Below are 16,458 nucleotides of genomic sequence, written 5' to 3' on the forward strand. Positions count from 1 at the left end.
ATTTCCTTTCTCAATTAGTGTTGAACAACAACTCGTGTGAAGGTATAGGACCGGCCGTTCCAGATCCGGCAGTGGTACAGACCCGTTGCCCAGGAAGTGGTATCAAAGCTTACAGTTGTCTTGCCGATGTCAGCAAAAGCGGCATGTTTTTCAGCGATGAGTTTACCGTTATTGTCGAATATCTGTGCAGTGATTTCACCAGGTGTCGGAACAAGTACATCCACCTCTGCCGTGTTGAAGCTTGGTGTTGGGCGTGCAGGGATGTAACCGGTGACTAACTCTCTGCGGGTATCTGCAGCAACTGACGAGACCTTGAAGTCGCAATCAATGGTGATTGTCTTGCTCAGCACGATGTCGCCGTCGGGGTACACAAGTCGTATTACTCGCTTTGTCTGCCCTTTGTCACATGGTAGCAGTTTGAAGTAGAGCTTGCAGCAGTCTTCAGTTTCAAACTGAGAAGCCATTTCGGTATATGCTGCATCGAGTTCGTTGCCCGTGTGAACTTCGTAGAGCTTACCTCTTGGCGCAGCTTTCACGTAGTCACTCATGATTTGTAAGCCAATCGAGTCATCAGGTGTCTTCTGAAATCCGAAAGCCACGATGTACAAGGGGATATTGGCTGACTGAATTGCTTCAATGACCGGCATAGTATCAAGCGGATTTCTGTTGTTTAGCCCATCAGTAAATGTTATGAGTACCTTGCCGCAGCCAGGCGTTACCGAGAGTTTTTGTAATCCGTCGATTATAGCTTGATTCAGAGCTGTGTATTCATCAGGCCTCATGCTGTTAATTGCTGTTCCGATCGCTGCTGTATCTGTTGTCCAGTCGTGGGTTAATACCACCTCGGTCGAGAACGTGATCAGGAACAAACTGTCGCTGGGTTGAAGTGACTGCATGAACTTGTGCAGTGTTGCCTTTAGAGCATCAATACGGGTTGTGGCTTTGCCGTTGTACTCGATGTCTTCAACCATGCTGCCTGATACATCAACAACAAGACCAATCGACAGGGGAGTGGTGCGCTGAGGATCGCAGACCAGTGAGTCCGGACAGATAAACCTGCCATTGTCAACGATGCCAATCTGGTCCTGAGAAACCAGCACGTTGCGTCTGCCATCAACCCTGGTGCTGTCCGACTCAAAGATTCCTGCATCTACCCGGATCCCAACCGTCTGTCCGTTAACAACAACCGGCTGAACATCACAGATATTAACATCTACGTCCTTAATCTCCTCGATCGTTACCGTCAGCACACCGCAGTTGTCTTCATACCTCGGTATCACTCTGTTTTCAGCGATGCTGTATGTTGAGTCCAGTATCTGGAACCTGAAAGGCTCACCGGTTCCAGCGCGTTCATGCTGATATCTGTGAAGCACGGTGTCAAGCTGTGTAGCCTGAAGCGGTTCGCCGTTAATCCGGAAACCTAGATTCTTCCGGAAACTGATTTCAAAAAGGGGGCTTTGGCCGAGTGCGGCAGGGGGGAAGGAGTAGGTGGTTGTATCACCAACCCAGTGCGGAATCTCCGTAAACGGCTTACCATTAATAGTTCTGGGTGGCCAGCGTAAGGCGTCGACCTCCTGTACGGGAACATCGTACACCCAGACGGCATCAACGCCATGACAGTCGGGAAAGCCGGGCCATTGCGAATACGTGCCTTCTACCGTTATGCGGTACCGTGCGTTGCGTTGTGTAGGCGGTGAGAGAACAACGTCGCCCGAGCGGGAGTCAACAGTCAGTGTAACCGGAAACTGACCCAGAGCCGAAAGCGAACCAAGCAGGCCGAAGAGCAACACAACTTGAAAGTGGAAAAATGATTTCATGACAAACTCCTTAAAGAAGGTGAAAAAAATTGTTGTGTACTTGAATTGATTCAAAATTCACGTTGAAAACACCGCTTATGACGTCGGCATTCTTGCGGTAACAGAATGGAAATCAAGTGGAAATTTTGGTGGAGAGAATTATGCGTTGAGAGGCGTCAGCAAGCCACAGTGCTGATACCTTTGAGATGCTCGTGCACTGTTAAATTTGCACAGTGAATAAGATCGAAGACTTATGAGTGACGATAGAGAAAATGCAGAACAAGATCGTAACAAAATGGTACAGAAAGCTGGTTTACCATTGGCGCACTTCCTTGAAGATGCGATGAAGTATGTCCTTAAGAGTGAATATCAGATGACTCTTGAGAACATACTAAAAAGAAAGCAAGGTTATGAAGGTCATAATCGCTATGATGGTAAGACTATTGAAAACTTAGATCTTGGAACATTATTTACTGTATTTGATAGGTGTATTACAAACCCCAAGACTGATTATCCAAATAAAGAAGAAACGACGTGGCAAGAACAGTTTTGTCACGTATTGAACAGTAACCAAAACACTTATGACACCTGTAATCAGTATCGGAGACTGATAGCAAATGCTCGAACCGTACGGAATGCATTTGCCCACTCCTCAGTAAAAGATGAAACTGAAGTTCTGGATTGTATTGGTGATTTGCATAAACTTCGTGATCTGTTTAAGGAGCTAAAGAAAGTAGTAGAGACGCAGCCTGTTGTTTTTAGAGAAGAAACAAAAGCTGAGGTGGTTGACTATTATGAAAATATTGAAGAGTTGTTAAAAAAGAATAATAAACCAGAACAACCGCAACCTCCACCTCCACCTGAACCTGTTGAGCCTACACCCATAATCATTCAAATACCATCCGAGGTTCTGACGCCTCCAGCGCCTGCCAAAGCCCCCTTCCAATGGCGGTATTTGTTATTAGCTCTTCCTGTGGTTGCACTTGTGCTGTACTTTGCTTTCAGAGATCCTGCTCCTCCGGTACCTGTTCACAAGCCGCAGAACCTGGTGTATGTTTTGGTGCAGCAGACGCTGCCTCCGGCTGCGATTGATTCGCTGTACAATTTTATCGTAACTCGTAAGCACTTTGCCACGGGACCTTTTATCATAAGGGCTGTTACTGAAAGGGGGCTATACAAAGGGGAAGTACGGTCGGATTCTCTCGGTGGGCTGTCGAGGATAGAGTTGCAGGAGTTTCTTGGAGAAATGTCCGGTTTGTCAACGCCGCGGCGTGCCAATGACCTGTACACAACTGTGTTTTCGGAAATGAAGATCGCACTTAAGAACAACGATAATGTTTTGCTGGCATCCTTAGGGTCGGCAGGTGCTGACTTTGATAGTCAGTTTGTTTCGGACTACAGCGCCGAGCGCTGGGTGCATACACCGATAGGGTTTAGAGCAACGTGGTCAAAACTGCGCGAACACAGTCTTTTTGAACAGCCACTGTATATTTATCCGTACAAACAGTCGTGGCTGAATTCAAGTATCAGATTGTCATTCACTGATGAAGGATTTCCGGCCAAGGTCATTGAGGTAGGGTCATGGTAAGAATTGCAGTAGCTTTCGTAGCGCTATGCCTGTTTTTTGGATGCATTCCGTGCATTCAGGGACCATCGCTGTACGTGCGTGGTGAGGTAGTAACCACGCTTGACAGCAGTGGTACATTTATTCAAACACCCGGACGCAGGCAGCAAAATCTTGAACGGGTGGTTCTTTGCAGTGACAGGGATACCGGCTATGCATGGACTGACAAGGCCTTCGTACTTGAAGTGCCCGACGCTATTGATTTAGGAGCAAAGTCGTTAAAGGTGATAAAGCTTGAAACAGTATCAACAGGCTCGTACAGCACCCCTGACTTTATGATCACGCTTGAAGATGCATGCACACCATACATCGTGCTGAAAGACAAATGTCAGATTGTTAACTGGTATAACCCCTACAGCATACCGCGAGTGCACATCAAGGGTGGCATGCTTGAGCAGATCGTTGCAACACCAATTCTTTTTTCTGATGAGTTTGTGGTTGGTTACGAGATACGACTTGGCGACACCAAGATCTCGAACTGTAATTCACCGCAGCTTTCCAGATGGCAGGCGGTAAATCAGGGTGCAGGAAGTTCTGCCAAGCCAAGTCAAAGCAAAAGCAAAAAACTACAGAGTACAACAAGAGAGATGCCCGAAACAATTGCGATTATTAACGCAAGTCCACAAAGGCAACGCCAACGATAAAGTTGAACAAGTTGTGTATTACAAAGCCACCTTCAAAATCTCAGTTGTATGACAGAACAGGAACTGCTTAACGTTATCAACCGTTACCCGGGATTGCAGCGACAGTACCTGTGTGTGCTGGCAGTTGCTGCCGTTAGTAAGTTCGATGATAACGTTGTTGATCGTGAGCGGCAGTTTCTCGAGCGTCTGTGTGAGTCGTGGAATGTCAGTTTCGCAGCACTCAGGCCATTGTTGGAATATCCGGCTGAAGACATACTTGCGAAAGTCGTACTTGTTACTCGTGCGAATCTGAGCAGGGACGACAAGGAGAAGATCCTTACGATGTGCATACTGGCGGCCAAGTACGACGAACGTTTTGTGTATGCCGAACAGATACTTCTAGTTGCACTTGCTGAAGCGCTCGGATTTAATTATCTTGGATTCAGGTTGCTGTATCGCAAAACACTCGGTCAGGATTTTCCTGAAATCGAAGACTTCAGCGACCCGGAAACGTATGAACGGCGGGAGGCAGGGAAGTCGCGCCAGCGTAAATCCACCACCTATACCAGTACTGAAGGTGCCGACTTGATGCTCCTGGGACTGAAGCGCGGCTGCACACTGGACGAGATTAAGTCAGCCTACCGTCGCGAGGCAATGCTTAAACATCCTGACAGATTTCCTGACGACGATCCGGCGACTCGGCAGGCACGTCACGAAGAATTTATAGAACTTAAAGAAGCTTACGAGCGACTGCTGGAGGAATATGGTTGACTTCTACAAACGGTTAGGAGTATCGCCTACAGCGAGTAGAGAAGAGATCGCAACTGCGTTAGTACGTGCTGATCCCGAGCTTCGGCGCAAGGCATCGTCAATCCTGCTTAACGAAGCAAGGAGAAGGGGCTATGACGAAGCGTACCTGGCAATGAAACGTGTTGCACGGTTTCGTGAGGAGGTCGGAGCAGGCAGTACAGTAATGTGGAACCGATCGGTGCACTCGGAGTGGTACGATCAGGAGTCGCATCAAACATCACGTGATATTCCGCATCCGCCGGGCATCCGTAGTGGCTGTTCAGGCGGCTGCTCAAAAGGATGTCTAATATGGCTGATTGTTTTGGCGATACTGTACTTAATCGGATACTATTTCGGCAACTAGCAGCCTCAGGAGGTTTTCCCGATCACTGGATAGACAATGTCGCCCCAGTCAACATCCGGGTTATCCATCATTAGCGATACTATTACCGGCACCAGCTTGCCAAGAAAGCGCGAGCAATCCCTGATCTGAGCTCTGTTCTCCTTACCATTCCACGTAGCCCCGCCATGGACAAGCTGATTGCGAAGAATGTATAGGCGACTAAATATCATCGACAGAAGATTAGGAGTATTTCCGTTTAACAACTCTGAAAAAGACCTCTCACTTTCCCTGGCCAAAAAAACATTCATCGGCTCTTCGTCAATTTTATCACGGTGATATTCCCAAAAATGCGCTTCAAGGTCGGAAACGTTTACGTTAGCAATAATGACAAAAAATTAATTTGGTATATTTTTTTTTTTTTTTTTTAATGTTGAGACACGGGTTGCTACCGTTAACCTATCAAGTGAATTGTAGGTACCACGATTCGCTTTGAAATTCAAGTGATGGTAGCTCATAATATTATTTCAGCAAAAACGAGGTAGAATTATGAAGAAATTCATTGGAATTATCCTGCTCCTTGGCATTACAATGTTCTCCAGTCTTGAGACTAAGGCAGGAGTTATTTCTGTTGCCTTTTACAAAGTTGGAAATGGCATGCGCAATTTTACCGAGGACTTTTACGGACATTATATATGCCCAGACTGCGGAACAACGTGTGACATGGTAATTGCAAATGAGAATGCCGATGGCAGTATAGACATTATAGTAAACCCACCAGGAATAGTTGTTAACGTACCGGTGGGCGTTGTGCACTGGCACGAGGTAGGTGGCTCAAGAACTAGTACCAGCAGCTTTGCTGGTATGACCTTTATGAAGAATGAATACCGTTTACGGGTGAATCAGTGCCAACTTCAAGAGTACATTGGAATCACGGTTGATTTGGACGGCATTACAGCTGACAACAATGGATGGATACATGTATTTGTCCCACATCCGTAACACAAGGAGGTATCATGAAATCAATCAATACACCCCTTCTGCTCTTAACCTTGTTTATAGCCATTACAGCGAACGTAAGTGCGCTTACTGTTGAGTACCGGAGAATGGAACCCAAACCGGGTGATTGTTATGGAAAAAGGTGGAATGATGACTGGATGCCTGGAAGTCCGGAATGTCCGTGTCATTTTTCGGGCTGTAATTGCAAGGTGACGATAACGAATCCCGTAAAATCCGGCATAAATCCTAGGTTCATGCCGGGTGCAGGATGGTTGGCAACAGTACCAATTGAGGGCTGTGAGTTTGAGAAAATGGATGGCATTGGTTTCGCTCAAATGAATAACCTATCAGGTTTTATTTTTGGAGTTAATGAGTATAGTTTGCGAATTGTTTCATGGCCTGAGCATCCGGAATACGAAGGCGTTGAATTGTGCCTTGATGGTGTTATAGTGAGTGCAGAGAACACTATCACAATTCTAATTCCGCAATAACACCAGCGTTGTGACAGCAAAACGTCGTGCATTATTTGATTGATCCATGCATATAGATCGCCCAATAGTATGACATTTAAAATGATCGTTGGATTAATGGTGGTCACACTGTGCCAGTCTTCCGTGTCGCAGGAGCTTGGCAAGTTTTATCCACTTCGCAGCAAAGATGTTGGACGTGGGGCTGTGTATGCGTTAGTGGACGAATCTGTCTGTTTCACCGCCAGTAAGTCGATACAGGCGCTTGCACGTGCGGCTGAACAATCAAACGTACCCTTTATTGTATTCGTTCTTGGAGCCAGCGAGAACCGAGCAAGAAATCGGCTTGCTCGTGATTTCCCAAATGTCAAAGAGTATGTCATTGATGAGTTCTATGTATATGACAAAGTGTTCGATGTTCGTGAGCTTCCCGCCCTGTTGATCCTTGACAAATATGGGAAGTTACTTTTTAGCGATGCACCAGGTAAAAGTACGTTCGACCTGGAGTCCTACCTAAACAACTTGAAAACTGTTGATTTGCAACCCTATGTGGCATATCAATTCGGACTTACAGGTGTGCAAACATCTTTGCCGACAACGGAAATACATCTACCTGATAGTATCTCGAGTCGAACATCGTTGGCAACATCCATACGGTATAATCCGAAAGATCAATCTACAGTTCTATTAAGTCACGAGTCGAAGTTAATGTATCAAATCCTGAATAATGGCATGGTGCGTAAGCTTCCAAACCTCGAGGACTACAACTTGCCATTTGTAAGCTCGACCCCGATTGTGTTCGGACTGCGTAACGCCAGCAATGAAATACTACTGTGGGACACTGATATGGCAACGGCAAAACCTCATGTAGTAGTTCTGAATCCGTCCGACACATCATTTTACGAACGAACATTACCTAGCGAATGGAATCGTATTTACAGACGAAACGAATATGACGATTCTAATGATGTACTTATAATTCCCAAACGTATAGACGATGGCAAGACACCCTATGTGGAAGATAGGAGTCTTCTGTTTGTATCCTCGAAGGGCAAATGGAGCGAGGTAGGCGTACGTAACGAAAAATATTACGCCCCTACACTATGTAATTTTAGCTGGACATCTGTTTCTTGTTGCTGGCCGACCTTGTATGTTGCACAGAACTTTAGCAATAGAGTGAATATCCTTGATGCAGTGTCTAAGGACACATCCTCATTCACTATTACCATACCAGACACGGTGCTGGCACAGTTGAATGTTGCCTCGCAGCGATTAACCGACTTGGCAAATGCACAAAGTGCGAATGAATCGTTAGGATACAAGCTTTTGCTTAACACCATTGCGGTTGATGAATCACATGGCATTGTTGCTGTTTCACTAGTATTCCGAGCAAGTCAACTTGTGGGAGCATCTCAACCATATAGCAAAGAAGACTTTCAGTCACTTGTTGTGTATATCGATAAGCAAACTCGCACCCAATACGCTACGATTCAATACCCGATTAATTTTTCTCCTTTCCAACTAAGCGATGGAATGCTTCGAGGTACGTATAGTAACGCCGGAAAGTTAAGTATCCTTGCCTTTGTTGTACCCAGGCCTGCTACTTCAAAGTAAGAAACTGCACGCGATAAGTCATCGGGGGAAGAATCGCTCCAGCTTCGCTTAACTGTAACCAGTGGATAGACTGCGTATGTGGACCAGTGGTTAAACCTGCCATTAAAAAACGGGCACTCTTGATCATGAGATTACGATACTATTTGAATTTTCAATCGACTTGTTGATCCATACTGAATCCGGCGCATGTTGATGCTGCGGCATGCCGATAACAAATCTCTCCGGATGAGTTGAGTATTCCTGAACTAGCAAAACCTGTCGTTGTTCAACAACCTCTTTCTCCTTGCCATTCCACGTAGCCCCGCCATGGATAAGCTGATTGCGAAGACTGTACAGACGGTCAAATACCATCGTCAGAAGATTAGGAGTATTTCCGTTTAACAACTCTCAAAAAGACCACTCTCTTTCCCTGTCTAAGAGAACATTCATATTCTCTTCGTCAATCTTGCCACGGTGAAGTTCCCCAATATACGTCGAAACATGTTTGTTGTTGAGCAGGGCCCTGATACTAATTGAGAACTCATTCCATACAAGATTATCAATGAGTTTGTTTGAATCTATCGCGCACAGCTTGTCGAGGAACGATAGAAACGTTTTATGGTCGGAGTGCTTCTCATTATCCTCATACTCCTTCGCGTACGCAGCGTTGAATGCAATCCACAGAAAGATAAACCTGCTGCCATCATTTTCAGCCATCCCGATACGGTTAAGTCAGCTCAGCGCCCTATGGGCTCGTATCGTACGATGTGTCGGATGATACGTGCGTACTCTTTGATACCGTTGCTTCAACTTGTTGTAACTCAGTGCTTCGAAGACACGATTTTTAGGTTTTGGCATGATGGTAGAGCAATTAATCCTCAACGAAAATAAGTAACCAGTAGGATCGGATTGAAACCTTGTTTGCTCTTCATTACGTTTGTTTCTATCGGCTATATTAACTTATTTACATGACCAAGGTCGACAAAAACAATTAGAAACTGCGAGATACTCGTACATCAACTATAATCATAAAAAATCCCACCAAGGGTGGGATATCGAACAAGTACAAAGGACAGCAGAATAGTATACGAGAAGAGTACCCTATTAGTCCATAAAGCTTAAACCCCACATCAGCATCCAAACCGCATCAAGAAATGATATAAAAATCAGGTACGTTGAACTTAGGAACCCAATAAATGGTTCTGTTCCGATTTGCTTGTGCTTATACCCAACATACACACAGCCTACGCACACTAATGCCATTACCAGTTCAATAAGATGGTTGGACGTCACAAGAAACAGCATCCATGCTGCAATGTTTATCGCCCAGCCTACGGCAAGCGGAATTGGAAACGTAGCTTCTTTTTGATTTTCCATAACACTCCTTTTACTATGTCCTACTCGTATGGCTTTTCGGAATTCGCCCCGTTTTTTCTTGTTTCTGGACTCAATAATTAGTTCTAATCACAGGCAAATACATATCATGCAAGCTATGAACAACACTATGTTATTATCGGGTGATAAAAGTAGTATTTTAATGAATTCACAGTGTGTTCGATTTTATGATTTAAGAAAGGCTAAGAATCATACAGAATCGGGTTAGACAGCAGAAGTACAGGTGAAAATGTATTCGACTATAATGAATGCTGTCAGCGCTTGAAATGACATTCTGGCTAGTCAGTTCGAATATCACTTGACAACATCAGTGAACCCGGCCTGAATTGAGGTACAGAAAGATAAACTGAATTTTTCAATTCAAGAAAGGAGAACCGCAATGGCAGGTAAACGTACACGGCAGCCAATAGAGGCTCAGTTTAGAGCTGAAGCGCTGCGTCTAGTAAGGGACCATCCCGAGCGTCAGAAGTCCAGTATCGCCCGTGACCTTGGCATCGATGCTAAAACGCTGTATGCTTGGATACAGGCAGATAAGAAGAGCAAATCATCACAGCCAGATGCTTTGGAAGCGAGCGCCGAGGAAAACGCCCGACTGCGTCGTGAATTGAAGGTGGTGACTCAGGAGCGCGACATCCTAAAAAATGCCATCGGTATCTTCTCTCAACGGCCGAGATGAGATACGACTTCATTGAGCGTCATCGCTCGAAATGGCCGTTAGACGTGATGTGTCGAGTCTTGCAAGCTTCCCGTGATGGCTACTATCAGTGGCGCAAGGGTGTTGAGGGGAAGCGCAAGCAAGAAGATCGCGAACTGCTTGCTCAGATCAATGAGATCTATCAGGCAACGGAGAGGAGCTATGGTGCCGAGTGGATCGCTCATGATATCAGGAAAGGCGGGAGACGTGTCGGAAAGACTCGGGTTCGTCGGCTCATGAAGCAAAACGGTATGCCTGTTCAATGCAAGAACACATGGAAATGCATGGCAACGACGAATTCATCGGAGACGTATCACCCCTCATCGGATCTCGTGCAGCGCGCGTTCCACAGGACTGAACTGGACGAACTGTGGCTGAGCGACTATTCTGAGCTTCCGGCGATCGGTCCAAAGATCTACGCCGTGGCGATCAAGGATCAAGCATCGCACCGCATTCTTGGTATCCACGTTTCGCATGATTTGCATGTTGGAGCGTTGTTCAAAGCATTCCATCAAGCCGTGATCGCGCGTCGGCTGAAGCACAGGACATTAGAGGTGCCCATCATCTTCCACTCCGACCAAGGAGGGCAGTACAACTCATATGCATTCAAAGATGAGCTCAAGAAGTACGGCCTCGTTAGTAGCATGGGCTCATCAGGCGACTGCTATGACAATGCTCCGATGGAATCGTTTTGGGCCACGATGAAGACCGAGTTGATGCATCACTTCCCATTTCGTAACGTCGAACATGCCGCAGGTGCCATCTATCGATGGACACATCTGTTCTACAACCAACGCCGCAGACACACGTCAATCGGTGGACTCTCGCCCGTGCAATTCGAAGCCGATTGGTATCAACGCAATCGATCAGTATGTTGTACTTAAACTTTCGTACCTCGAATTAGGCCGGGTTCAAAGAGCCAGGTTACAAACTCGACAGAATACCGATACTGCACCTGCTTCCGAGAAATAATACCACTTTAATCACCCTCACACCCACACGTACAGAACTGTAGTTTTGGAGAGTAGGAACGAGGAGCACACGATGTACCAAGCAACCAAAGGACAGCGCATTTGCGCAACATGCACCCACTGGGCGGGTCCGCGTGATTTTAAGGTTAAAACCGTTTACTTCAACGCATCCGACCGCGGCAAATGTCTTTCGCCCGATGGTCCATGGAAGAACCAGCAGCGTCAGGCAACAGCCGGGTGCAACAAGCATGAAACATGGGCGCCGCTGAGATAATGACTCCTCACCCTGGGAAGCTAGTGAGGAGAGTTTGCGTTTCAGAACTACCGGACCGGGGCTGCCACTAACATAGGCTGCGAAACCTAAGCCCCCTTTATCATCAATGTAACGTTGTCTTTCGTGTATGTTCGCACAGGCGTACATTCGACGCATGGAATGTAGCCCGGCAATCATATCTACAGAGAAAGACTCAACGGGGAAAATCGTGTATTAAATCATAAATCAGATTATAATGCTGCTGGTAGCATACCGATTCCATTATAGGTCAAGAATCAATAAGATACTTTGCGCGCAGCTTACAGCATATCAGAAAATCCAACGTATTCGAGGAGAGAGAGTAATTCCACCCAAGGAAACATTTACGCCCGAAGAATACATACTGTACAAAATTACCCGTCGCCGTAAAGTCACATTCTATATAATCGGATTCATCCTTGGCACTATATCACTCACCGCGTTTGCTGACGCATTGTATCCCGATGAGAGCAAATATCTCAAGCTTGGAGCAGGCATGGCAGTGTATTTGGTTACAGCAGCCATGATATCAGGAATCTTCTTTACGGTTGCGTATAAAAGGTATTTGGATGAGAGGTAGAGGGAGAGGTAGGGGGCTGGGGAGGGAACCAGTAGCAGGCTGTGCGTAATCCGTCCTGTACAGAGCGGGCATGGTCTGTAACCAAAAAGCCGTTATGCTCGGTCCGACAGAATCCAAGCACCGGAACAGTTGATCGGAAGCACTAACGCCGAGACCGCTTCATAAACTGACCGCTGCTCGAATAAAGAAGAGAATAACCGAAACCTATTACAAATCTTTGACAATATATTGGTATAATCTATTAGGTAGGGGAATAAAAACGAAATTACTAACTAATGAATTATCATTTGGTCATCCGAGATAAGCTATCGTACACGGTTAGGGGTGAATGCGTACATCAAATGATAGATTTACTACTAAAATCACATCTCTAAAAAGTACACATAATTGCGAAATTTGTTTCGGTGAGTATGACTGAATATTTACGTATCAGTCGCGATATTGAATCAACGAAGCAACGATGGAGTCCGGATACCACATAAAAAAACGGGGCCAAACCGAAAAGCCAAACGAGTAGGACATATTTCAGGGAGGTTTATCATGCACAAACAACGGTTAGCAATCGTTATTGCGGCAGCACTCGGAATAGTCGCCACATTCTTGCCATGGGTGAATATTGCGTTTTTAGGGTCGGTAACCGGAACCAACGGAGATGGATGGTTTACTCTGATTCTGTTTATTGCTGCGTTAGTGATTGGTTTACTAAAGGACAAGTCAGCACCAGTAACCGGTGGGCTGATGTACGGAGTTATAGCACCGGGAATTCTTGCAGCCATTATAGGACTGTATGATTTCATAAACATTTCGTCCAGATTTTCGGGTGGCGGAGATAATCTGTTTACGGCAGCGGTGAACTCCAGTATTTCAGCAGGTATTGGGCTGTACCTTGTAATTGCAGCCGGAATCGCGATTCCAGTCGTAGCCTTTGTATTAAAGGGGAATCAGCAGGAGCAGCCACAAGGGTAATGAGCGTTTGAACCGCACTTAAACAAAGCTGTTATTGCACTTGAAGTATCAGCCGAGATATCACACTTCCTAAATATAAAGAAAATGGAAGGCTTGGCGACACAGCGTAAAGAAATTCTTGGAGACAGTATCCAGTCCGGTGAGTATAAACGTAGTATTTATACCCGGTTATTATTTAGGTAGAGTGATTACGTTAACAATGGCAATGGAGTTCAAACATATTCGCTGCGATGGTGTTCAAAGTGTGGTGTGTAGGAGTGAGGGGATCCTTGTCTAAAAGCCCACAATGACTTCGTTAACTATTCCACACACGCTATACTACCGCCACGCAATTGATTGCTATGGGAGGTGGCTGGACGTAAAGCAATGCGTACACCTTCTGTTTTTGCTATGCTGGTATGAGCCATTTCAAGCCTGGGATGTTTTCCATGGCACTGATTTATGCGACCAGGAAACTGCTTGAGAGAGCCGGCAAGTGGGATACCACGGTACTTGCAGATGGCGTGGCTCGCGAGGGCGGTCTTCTTGCTTCATGGTATGATACCTATGCCATTGTTGAGACGCAGCATGTAGTGGTGTTGGTGAATAATTAGACGTTTCTGACGGTTATTATCCCGGTAAAGGACTTCAGACGGAACCCGGCGGGGACGATGCACGCTGCAATTGAACCTCTGCTGGCTGACATAGAAATAGATAGTAACCAAAATGGGAGTTGCTTTCTGCAGTATTCGCAGAATGTTAAACCAATAACGGTGTACAGTTACCGCGCACTACGTCTTTAACAACATAAGAAACAATCTTTTCAATCAACTAATAATTGCGAGTCCGACTATGAATAAGAGAAGGTTGGACCGCACAATGCACGATGGAAAATATACTATCGAAGTTAGTTCTTTGTATCTGCTTTGTCGGATGTATTCTTTCTTGTAATCTACAACAACAAGAGATCAATACACATTCGGTACACAATGAGAATGACACAATCTCTGAAGCACATGGACCCAAACATGATCAGCCATTACCCGATACTGTGTTCCAATCTGTCAAAATGATGATGTTTAAAATCACAATCACTGATAGTACTATGGATGGTACCATTCATTCCTATGACAATTTATACGAAGGAATTGATGGAATTCTAACCTTCCGTGGAATGCCTAATCGCATTCCTCATTTCACTGGAGCGATTAAAGGGCGGCCTTCGGAAATTAAAGTTGATTGGTCATTTAAAACTGATTATGACACCGTACAAACGAAGTCAGGCGTTTGGGGAGGAGGGAACGGATGGACTGGCCAGCCACTCTATATCAACTGGGATGACCCGGAAGTAAAACGTCGGTTGAAACGCCAACCCGATTCTACTTTTAAAGGTAAGGAAATTATTATTTCTTCACTTTGTGGATATGTCTATTTCCTGGATTATGAGACAGGGAAACAAAAGCGAATGAAAGTACTTGTCAATAACCCGGTTAAAGGAACAGCCATGTTGGACCCAACGATGAATGGAAATCTTTATGTAGGCCAGGGAATTCCTCGAACAACACCTTTCAATCCTGTTGTAATTAATGTGTTTCAAAATAGAGTTATTCAACATTTACAGAGGGAACCGGATATTTGGAGAGGTTGGAATGCCTTTGATTCATCTCCGATAGCTACTGGTAAATTTGTATTTTGGGCAGGTGAAAATGGAACGATTTATAAATTCTCCCGGGATACTGTTGGTTTGAAACTTCATTCAAAACTCCAGTATAAAGTTGGCGCTCAGAGTGCTCCGGGCATTGAATCTTCTACGGTTGTCTATAGAAATTATGGCTACACGGCAGACAATCATGGAAATATTCTTTGCTTTAATTTGAACAATATGCAACCTGTTTGGTTATATCAAAACCAGGATGATACTGATGGTACAATATTGCTCGAAGAAGACGAGGAAGGAAATGCCTATCTATACAGCGGCTGCGAAGTAGACAAAATGCCTTCGCCGGGATATTCCCGATTCATTAAACTGAATGCACTTACTGGTGAGCTCATCTGGAAGCAAGAATTCGCCTGCACTAAGAGTGTACTTGGAGAGAAATCATTCGATGGCGGGATGTATTCTACCCCTTTACTCGGAGGAGGAAATTGTAGTGAGATGATTTTTACAAATATTGTGACGAACAGACCATTCGGCACTGGAGATTTTGTGGCAATAAGTAAATCAACAGGGCAAGTAATTTACCGTATCCCCTTAAAATGGTACGCTTGGTCGTCACCTGTGGCACTGTACAATGAAAGAGGCGAAATGTTTATTTTCACCGGTGACACTCAGGGTCGTGCCTATGTGTTTGACGGAAAAACAGGCGAAATTTTGATAAACCGAAAAATAGGCCTTAATTTTGAAGCTTCGCCAATCATCATAGACAATAAAGTTATCATTGGTTCGCGAGGTACAGGTATTTTTAAGTTACGTATAGAATGCAAAAACTAGTTGTTTTAGCGTTATTTGTTTTACCGTTTGTGGTAAAGGCTCAAGCCAAACTAACCGCCTTTAGGAACACAGTTGAAAATGGATATAACTTCTGGTTATATGAACCAAAGGATGATACTTTGGCAGATGAACCGGAGAAGAAACCATTAATCATTTTCCTTCATGGAAAAAGTTTATTTGGCAACAATTTATATCAAGTAAAGAAATACGGAACTATCAATGCAATTGAGATGGGGCGACAAATTGATGCCTATGTTCTGAGTCCACAAACCAATAACGGATGGAATCCTGAACGTATTCTAAATATTATGAATTGGACCATCGAAAATTATGATGTTGATACCAATCGGGTGTACGTTTTAGGAATGAGCATGGGAGGATATGGGACGATTAACTTCGTTGGAACTTATCCTGAGAAAGTCGCTGCTGCAATGGCATTCTGTGGTGGTGGGACATTAAAAGATTTTTGTGGCTTAAATGAAGTTCCTCTATGGATTATTCATGGAACAGCCGATAGAGCAGTTGGAATTGAGCAATCTGACCGCGTGGTTGAGGCAATGAAATCATGTGGAGAAACAAACCGATTGATTTATGAAAGATGGAAGGGTGTAAATCACTCTATCCTGGCCCGTTTGTTCTATCTACCGGCAACGTATGAATGGTTGTTTAAACACTCTCTAAAAGACGAAGACAGAATAGTTAACAGAGATGTTGATATCAACAAAAGCAGCTTATACGTGGCTTATAAAAATTGAACTCCCCATGCGGATGAGTGAGTTATGTATTAGCCCCTTAGTCGCCTGGCCAGAAATCAAAAACCGCTGCCTACCATCAAAGCTGGGTAACATGGTACGAATGA

20 protein-coding genes are annotated in these 16,458 nt (G+C 44.9%); 15 read left to right on the forward strand and 5 right to left on the reverse strand.

The features are described from left to right. Positions 1-14: 14 nt before the first annotated feature. The gene (locus HRU79_10625; protein ID QOJ27072.1) at positions 15-1,817 is read right to left on the reverse strand and encodes a VWA domain-containing protein; all 1,803 of its coding nucleotides are present in this window, start codon (positions 1,815-1,817) and stop codon (positions 15-17) included. Positions 1,818-2,049: 232 nt separating this feature from the next. Between HRU79_10625 and HRU79_10630 the strand changes: the two genes are divergently transcribed. From HRU79_10630 to HRU79_10645, 4 genes are read left to right on the forward strand one after another with little or no spacing between them, the layout of a single operon-like run. After that, positions 2,050-3,384 carry a hypothetical protein gene (locus HRU79_10630; GenBank protein ID QOJ27073.1) on the forward strand — a complete coding sequence of 445 codons (1,335 nt, stop codon included), beginning with the start codon at positions 2,050-2,052 and terminating at the stop codon, positions 3,382-3,384. Then, the gene (locus tag HRU79_10635; protein QOJ27074.1) at positions 3,378-4,064 is read left to right on the forward strand and encodes a hypothetical protein; all 687 of its coding nucleotides are present in this window, start codon (positions 3,378-3,380) and stop codon (positions 4,062-4,064) included. Before HRU79_10630 ends, HRU79_10635 begins: the two co-directional genes overlap by 7 nt. 48 nt (positions 4,065-4,112) lie before the next feature. Next, on the forward strand, positions 4,113-4,814 hold the full coding sequence (locus HRU79_10640; GenBank protein ID QOJ27075.1) for a DnaJ domain-containing protein: 702 nt from the start codon (positions 4,113-4,115) through the stop codon (positions 4,812-4,814). After that, a complete protein-coding gene (locus HRU79_10645) occupies positions 4,807-5,196 on the forward strand; it encodes a hypothetical protein (protein QOJ27076.1) in 390 nt (129 codons plus the stop codon). Before HRU79_10640 ends, HRU79_10645 begins: the two co-directional genes overlap by 8 nt. A 5-nt stretch (positions 5,197-5,201) precedes the next feature. Here the strand turns inward: HRU79_10645 and HRU79_10650 are convergent, their stop codons facing one another. Continuing rightward, a complete protein-coding gene (locus HRU79_10650) occupies positions 5,202-5,483 on the reverse strand; it encodes a hypothetical protein (GenBank protein ID QOJ27077.1) in 282 nt (93 codons plus the stop codon). 238 nt (positions 5,484-5,721) lie between these two features. On the opposite strand from HRU79_10650, the gene HRU79_10655 reads away from it, so the two are divergent. The 3 genes from HRU79_10655 to HRU79_10665 all read left to right on the forward strand — a co-directional run bounded on the left by HRU79_10655 (position 5,722) and on the right by HRU79_10665 (position 8,252). Then, entirely contained in the window at positions 5,722-6,174 is a 453-nt protein-coding gene (locus HRU79_10655; GenBank protein QOJ27078.1) for a hypothetical protein, read from the forward strand. Positions 6,175-6,188: 14 nt separating this feature from the next. Beyond that, on the forward strand, positions 6,189-6,662 hold the full coding sequence (locus HRU79_10660; GenBank protein QOJ27079.1) for a hypothetical protein: 474 nt from the start codon (positions 6,189-6,191) through the stop codon (positions 6,660-6,662). An 81-nt stretch (positions 6,663-6,743) separates the two neighbouring features. Beyond that, positions 6,744-8,252, forward strand: a complete 1,509-nt coding sequence (locus HRU79_10665) for a hypothetical protein (GenBank protein ID QOJ27080.1) — start codon at positions 6,744-6,746, stop codon at positions 8,250-8,252. A 123-nt stretch (positions 8,253-8,375) separates the two neighbouring features. Here the strand turns inward: HRU79_10665 and HRU79_10670 are convergent, their stop codons facing one another. From HRU79_10670 to HRU79_10680, 3 genes are all read right to left on the reverse strand, one after another. Then, positions 8,376-8,603 (reverse strand): hypothetical protein, encoded by a 228-nt coding sequence (locus tag HRU79_10670; protein ID QOJ27081.1) that lies wholly within the window; start codon positions 8,601-8,603, stop codon positions 8,376-8,378. 36 nt (positions 8,604-8,639) lie between these two features. Then, a complete protein-coding gene (locus tag HRU79_10675) occupies positions 8,640-8,948 on the reverse strand; it encodes a hypothetical protein (GenBank protein QOJ27082.1) in 309 nt (102 codons plus the stop codon). Positions 8,949-9,335: 387 nt separating this feature from the next. Further along, positions 9,336-9,608, reverse strand: coding sequence for a hypothetical protein (locus tag HRU79_10680; GenBank protein ID QOJ27083.1), 273 nt, complete (start codon positions 9,606-9,608; stop codon positions 9,336-9,338). A 397-nt stretch (positions 9,609-10,005) separates the two neighbouring features. On the opposite strand from HRU79_10680, the gene HRU79_10685 reads away from it, so the two are divergent. The 8 genes from HRU79_10685 to HRU79_10720 all read left to right on the forward strand — a co-directional run bounded on the left by HRU79_10685 (position 10,006) and on the right by HRU79_10720 (position 16,354). Beyond that, on the forward strand, positions 10,006-10,302 hold the full coding sequence (locus HRU79_10685; GenBank protein QOJ27084.1) for a transposase: 297 nt from the start codon (positions 10,006-10,008) through the stop codon (positions 10,300-10,302). Further along, on the forward strand, positions 10,299-11,204 hold the full coding sequence (locus HRU79_10690; protein QOJ27085.1) for an IS3 family transposase: 906 nt from the start codon (positions 10,299-10,301) through the stop codon (positions 11,202-11,204). Before HRU79_10685 ends, HRU79_10690 begins: the two co-directional genes overlap by 4 nt. Positions 11,205-11,364: 160 nt before the next feature. Then, on the forward strand, positions 11,365-11,565 hold the full coding sequence (locus HRU79_10695) for a hypothetical protein (GenBank protein ID QOJ27086.1): 201 nt from the start codon (positions 11,365-11,367) through the stop codon (positions 11,563-11,565). 235 nt (positions 11,566-11,800) lie between these two features. Further along, on the forward strand, positions 11,801-12,163 hold the full coding sequence (locus HRU79_10700) for a hypothetical protein (GenBank protein ID QOJ27087.1): 363 nt from the start codon (positions 11,801-11,803) through the stop codon (positions 12,161-12,163). 540 nt (positions 12,164-12,703) lie between these two features. Then, positions 12,704-13,129, forward strand: coding sequence for a hypothetical protein (locus tag HRU79_10705; GenBank protein QOJ27088.1), 426 nt, complete (start codon positions 12,704-12,706; stop codon positions 13,127-13,129). Between the two features lie 428 nt (positions 13,130-13,557). Next, the gene (locus HRU79_10710; GenBank protein QOJ27089.1) at positions 13,558-13,722 is read left to right on the forward strand and encodes a hypothetical protein; all 165 of its coding nucleotides are present in this window, start codon (positions 13,558-13,560) and stop codon (positions 13,720-13,722) included. A gap of 272 nt (positions 13,723-13,994) precedes the next feature. Continuing rightward, entirely contained in the window at positions 13,995-15,599 is a 1,605-nt protein-coding gene (locus HRU79_10715) for a dehydrogenase (GenBank protein QOJ27090.1), read from the forward strand. Continuing rightward, a complete protein-coding gene (locus HRU79_10720) occupies positions 15,587-16,354 on the forward strand; it encodes a dienelactone hydrolase family protein (GenBank protein QOJ27091.1) in 768 nt (255 codons plus the stop codon). Before HRU79_10715 ends, HRU79_10720 begins: the two co-directional genes overlap by 13 nt. The last annotated feature ends 104 nt before the right edge of the window (positions 16,355-16,458 follow it).

This window comes from Ignavibacteria bacterium, assembly GCA_015709655.1.
Lineage (GTDB): Bacteria > Bacteroidota > Ignavibacteria > Kapaibacteriales > Kapaibacteriaceae > OLB6.

What these genes read in the sequence shown, in the direction of transcription:
- HRU79_10645 (QOJ27076.1), top strand. Translation starts at nt 4,807, where the DNA reads ATGGTTGACTTCTACAAACGGTTAGGAGTATCGCCTACAGCGAGTAGA.
- HRU79_10655 (QOJ27078.1), top strand. Translation starts at nt 5,722, where the DNA reads ATGAAGAAATTCATTGGAATTATCCTGCTCCTTGGCATTACAATGTTC.
- HRU79_10670 (QOJ27081.1), bottom strand. Translation starts at nt 8,603, where the DNA reads ATGGTATTTGACCGTCTGTACAGTCTTCGCAATCAGCTTATCCATGGC.
- HRU79_10625 (QOJ27072.1), bottom strand. Translation starts at nt 1,817, where the DNA reads ATGAAATCATTTTTCCACTTTCAAGTTGTGTTGCTCTTCGGCCTGCTT.
- HRU79_10700 (QOJ27087.1), top strand. Translation starts at nt 11,801, where the DNA reads ATGCTGCTGGTAGCATACCGATTCCATTATAGGTCAAGAATCAATAAG.
- HRU79_10715 (QOJ27090.1), top strand. Translation starts at nt 13,995, where the DNA reads ATGGAAAATATACTATCGAAGTTAGTTCTTTGTATCTGCTTTGTCGGA.
- HRU79_10680 (QOJ27083.1), bottom strand. Translation starts at nt 9,608, where the DNA reads ATGGAAAATCAAAAAGAAGCTACGTTTCCAATTCCGCTTGCCGTAGGC.
- HRU79_10660 (QOJ27079.1), top strand. Translation starts at nt 6,189, where the DNA reads ATGAAATCAATCAATACACCCCTTCTGCTCTTAACCTTGTTTATAGCC.
- HRU79_10630 (QOJ27073.1), top strand. Translation starts at nt 2,050, where the DNA reads ATGAGTGACGATAGAGAAAATGCAGAACAAGATCGTAACAAAATGGTA.
- HRU79_10635 (QOJ27074.1), top strand. Translation starts at nt 3,378, where the DNA reads ATGGTAAGAATTGCAGTAGCTTTCGTAGCGCTATGCCTGTTTTTTGGA.
- HRU79_10675 (QOJ27082.1), bottom strand. Translation starts at nt 8,948, where the DNA reads ATGGCTGAAAATGATGGCAGCAGGTTTATCTTTCTGTGGATTGCATTC.
- HRU79_10640 (QOJ27075.1), top strand. Translation starts at nt 4,113, where the DNA reads ATGACAGAACAGGAACTGCTTAACGTTATCAACCGTTACCCGGGATTG.
- HRU79_10720 (QOJ27091.1), top strand. Translation starts at nt 15,587, where the DNA reads ATGCAAAAACTAGTTGTTTTAGCGTTATTTGTTTTACCGTTTGTGGTA.
- HRU79_10705 (QOJ27088.1), top strand. Translation starts at nt 12,704, where the DNA reads ATGCACAAACAACGGTTAGCAATCGTTATTGCGGCAGCACTCGGAATA.
- HRU79_10685 (QOJ27084.1), top strand. Translation starts at nt 10,006, where the DNA reads ATGGCAGGTAAACGTACACGGCAGCCAATAGAGGCTCAGTTTAGAGCT.
- HRU79_10710 (QOJ27089.1), top strand. Translation starts at nt 13,558, where the DNA reads ATGGCACTGATTTATGCGACCAGGAAACTGCTTGAGAGAGCCGGCAAG.
- HRU79_10665 (QOJ27080.1), top strand. Translation starts at nt 6,744, where the DNA reads ATGATCGTTGGATTAATGGTGGTCACACTGTGCCAGTCTTCCGTGTCG.
- HRU79_10690 (QOJ27085.1), top strand. Translation starts at nt 10,299, where the DNA reads ATGAGATACGACTTCATTGAGCGTCATCGCTCGAAATGGCCGTTAGAC.
- HRU79_10650 (QOJ27077.1), bottom strand. Translation starts at nt 5,483, where the DNA reads ATGAATGTTTTTTTGGCCAGGGAAAGTGAGAGGTCTTTTTCAGAGTTG.
- HRU79_10695 (QOJ27086.1), top strand. Translation starts at nt 11,365, where the DNA reads ATGTACCAAGCAACCAAAGGACAGCGCATTTGCGCAACATGCACCCAC.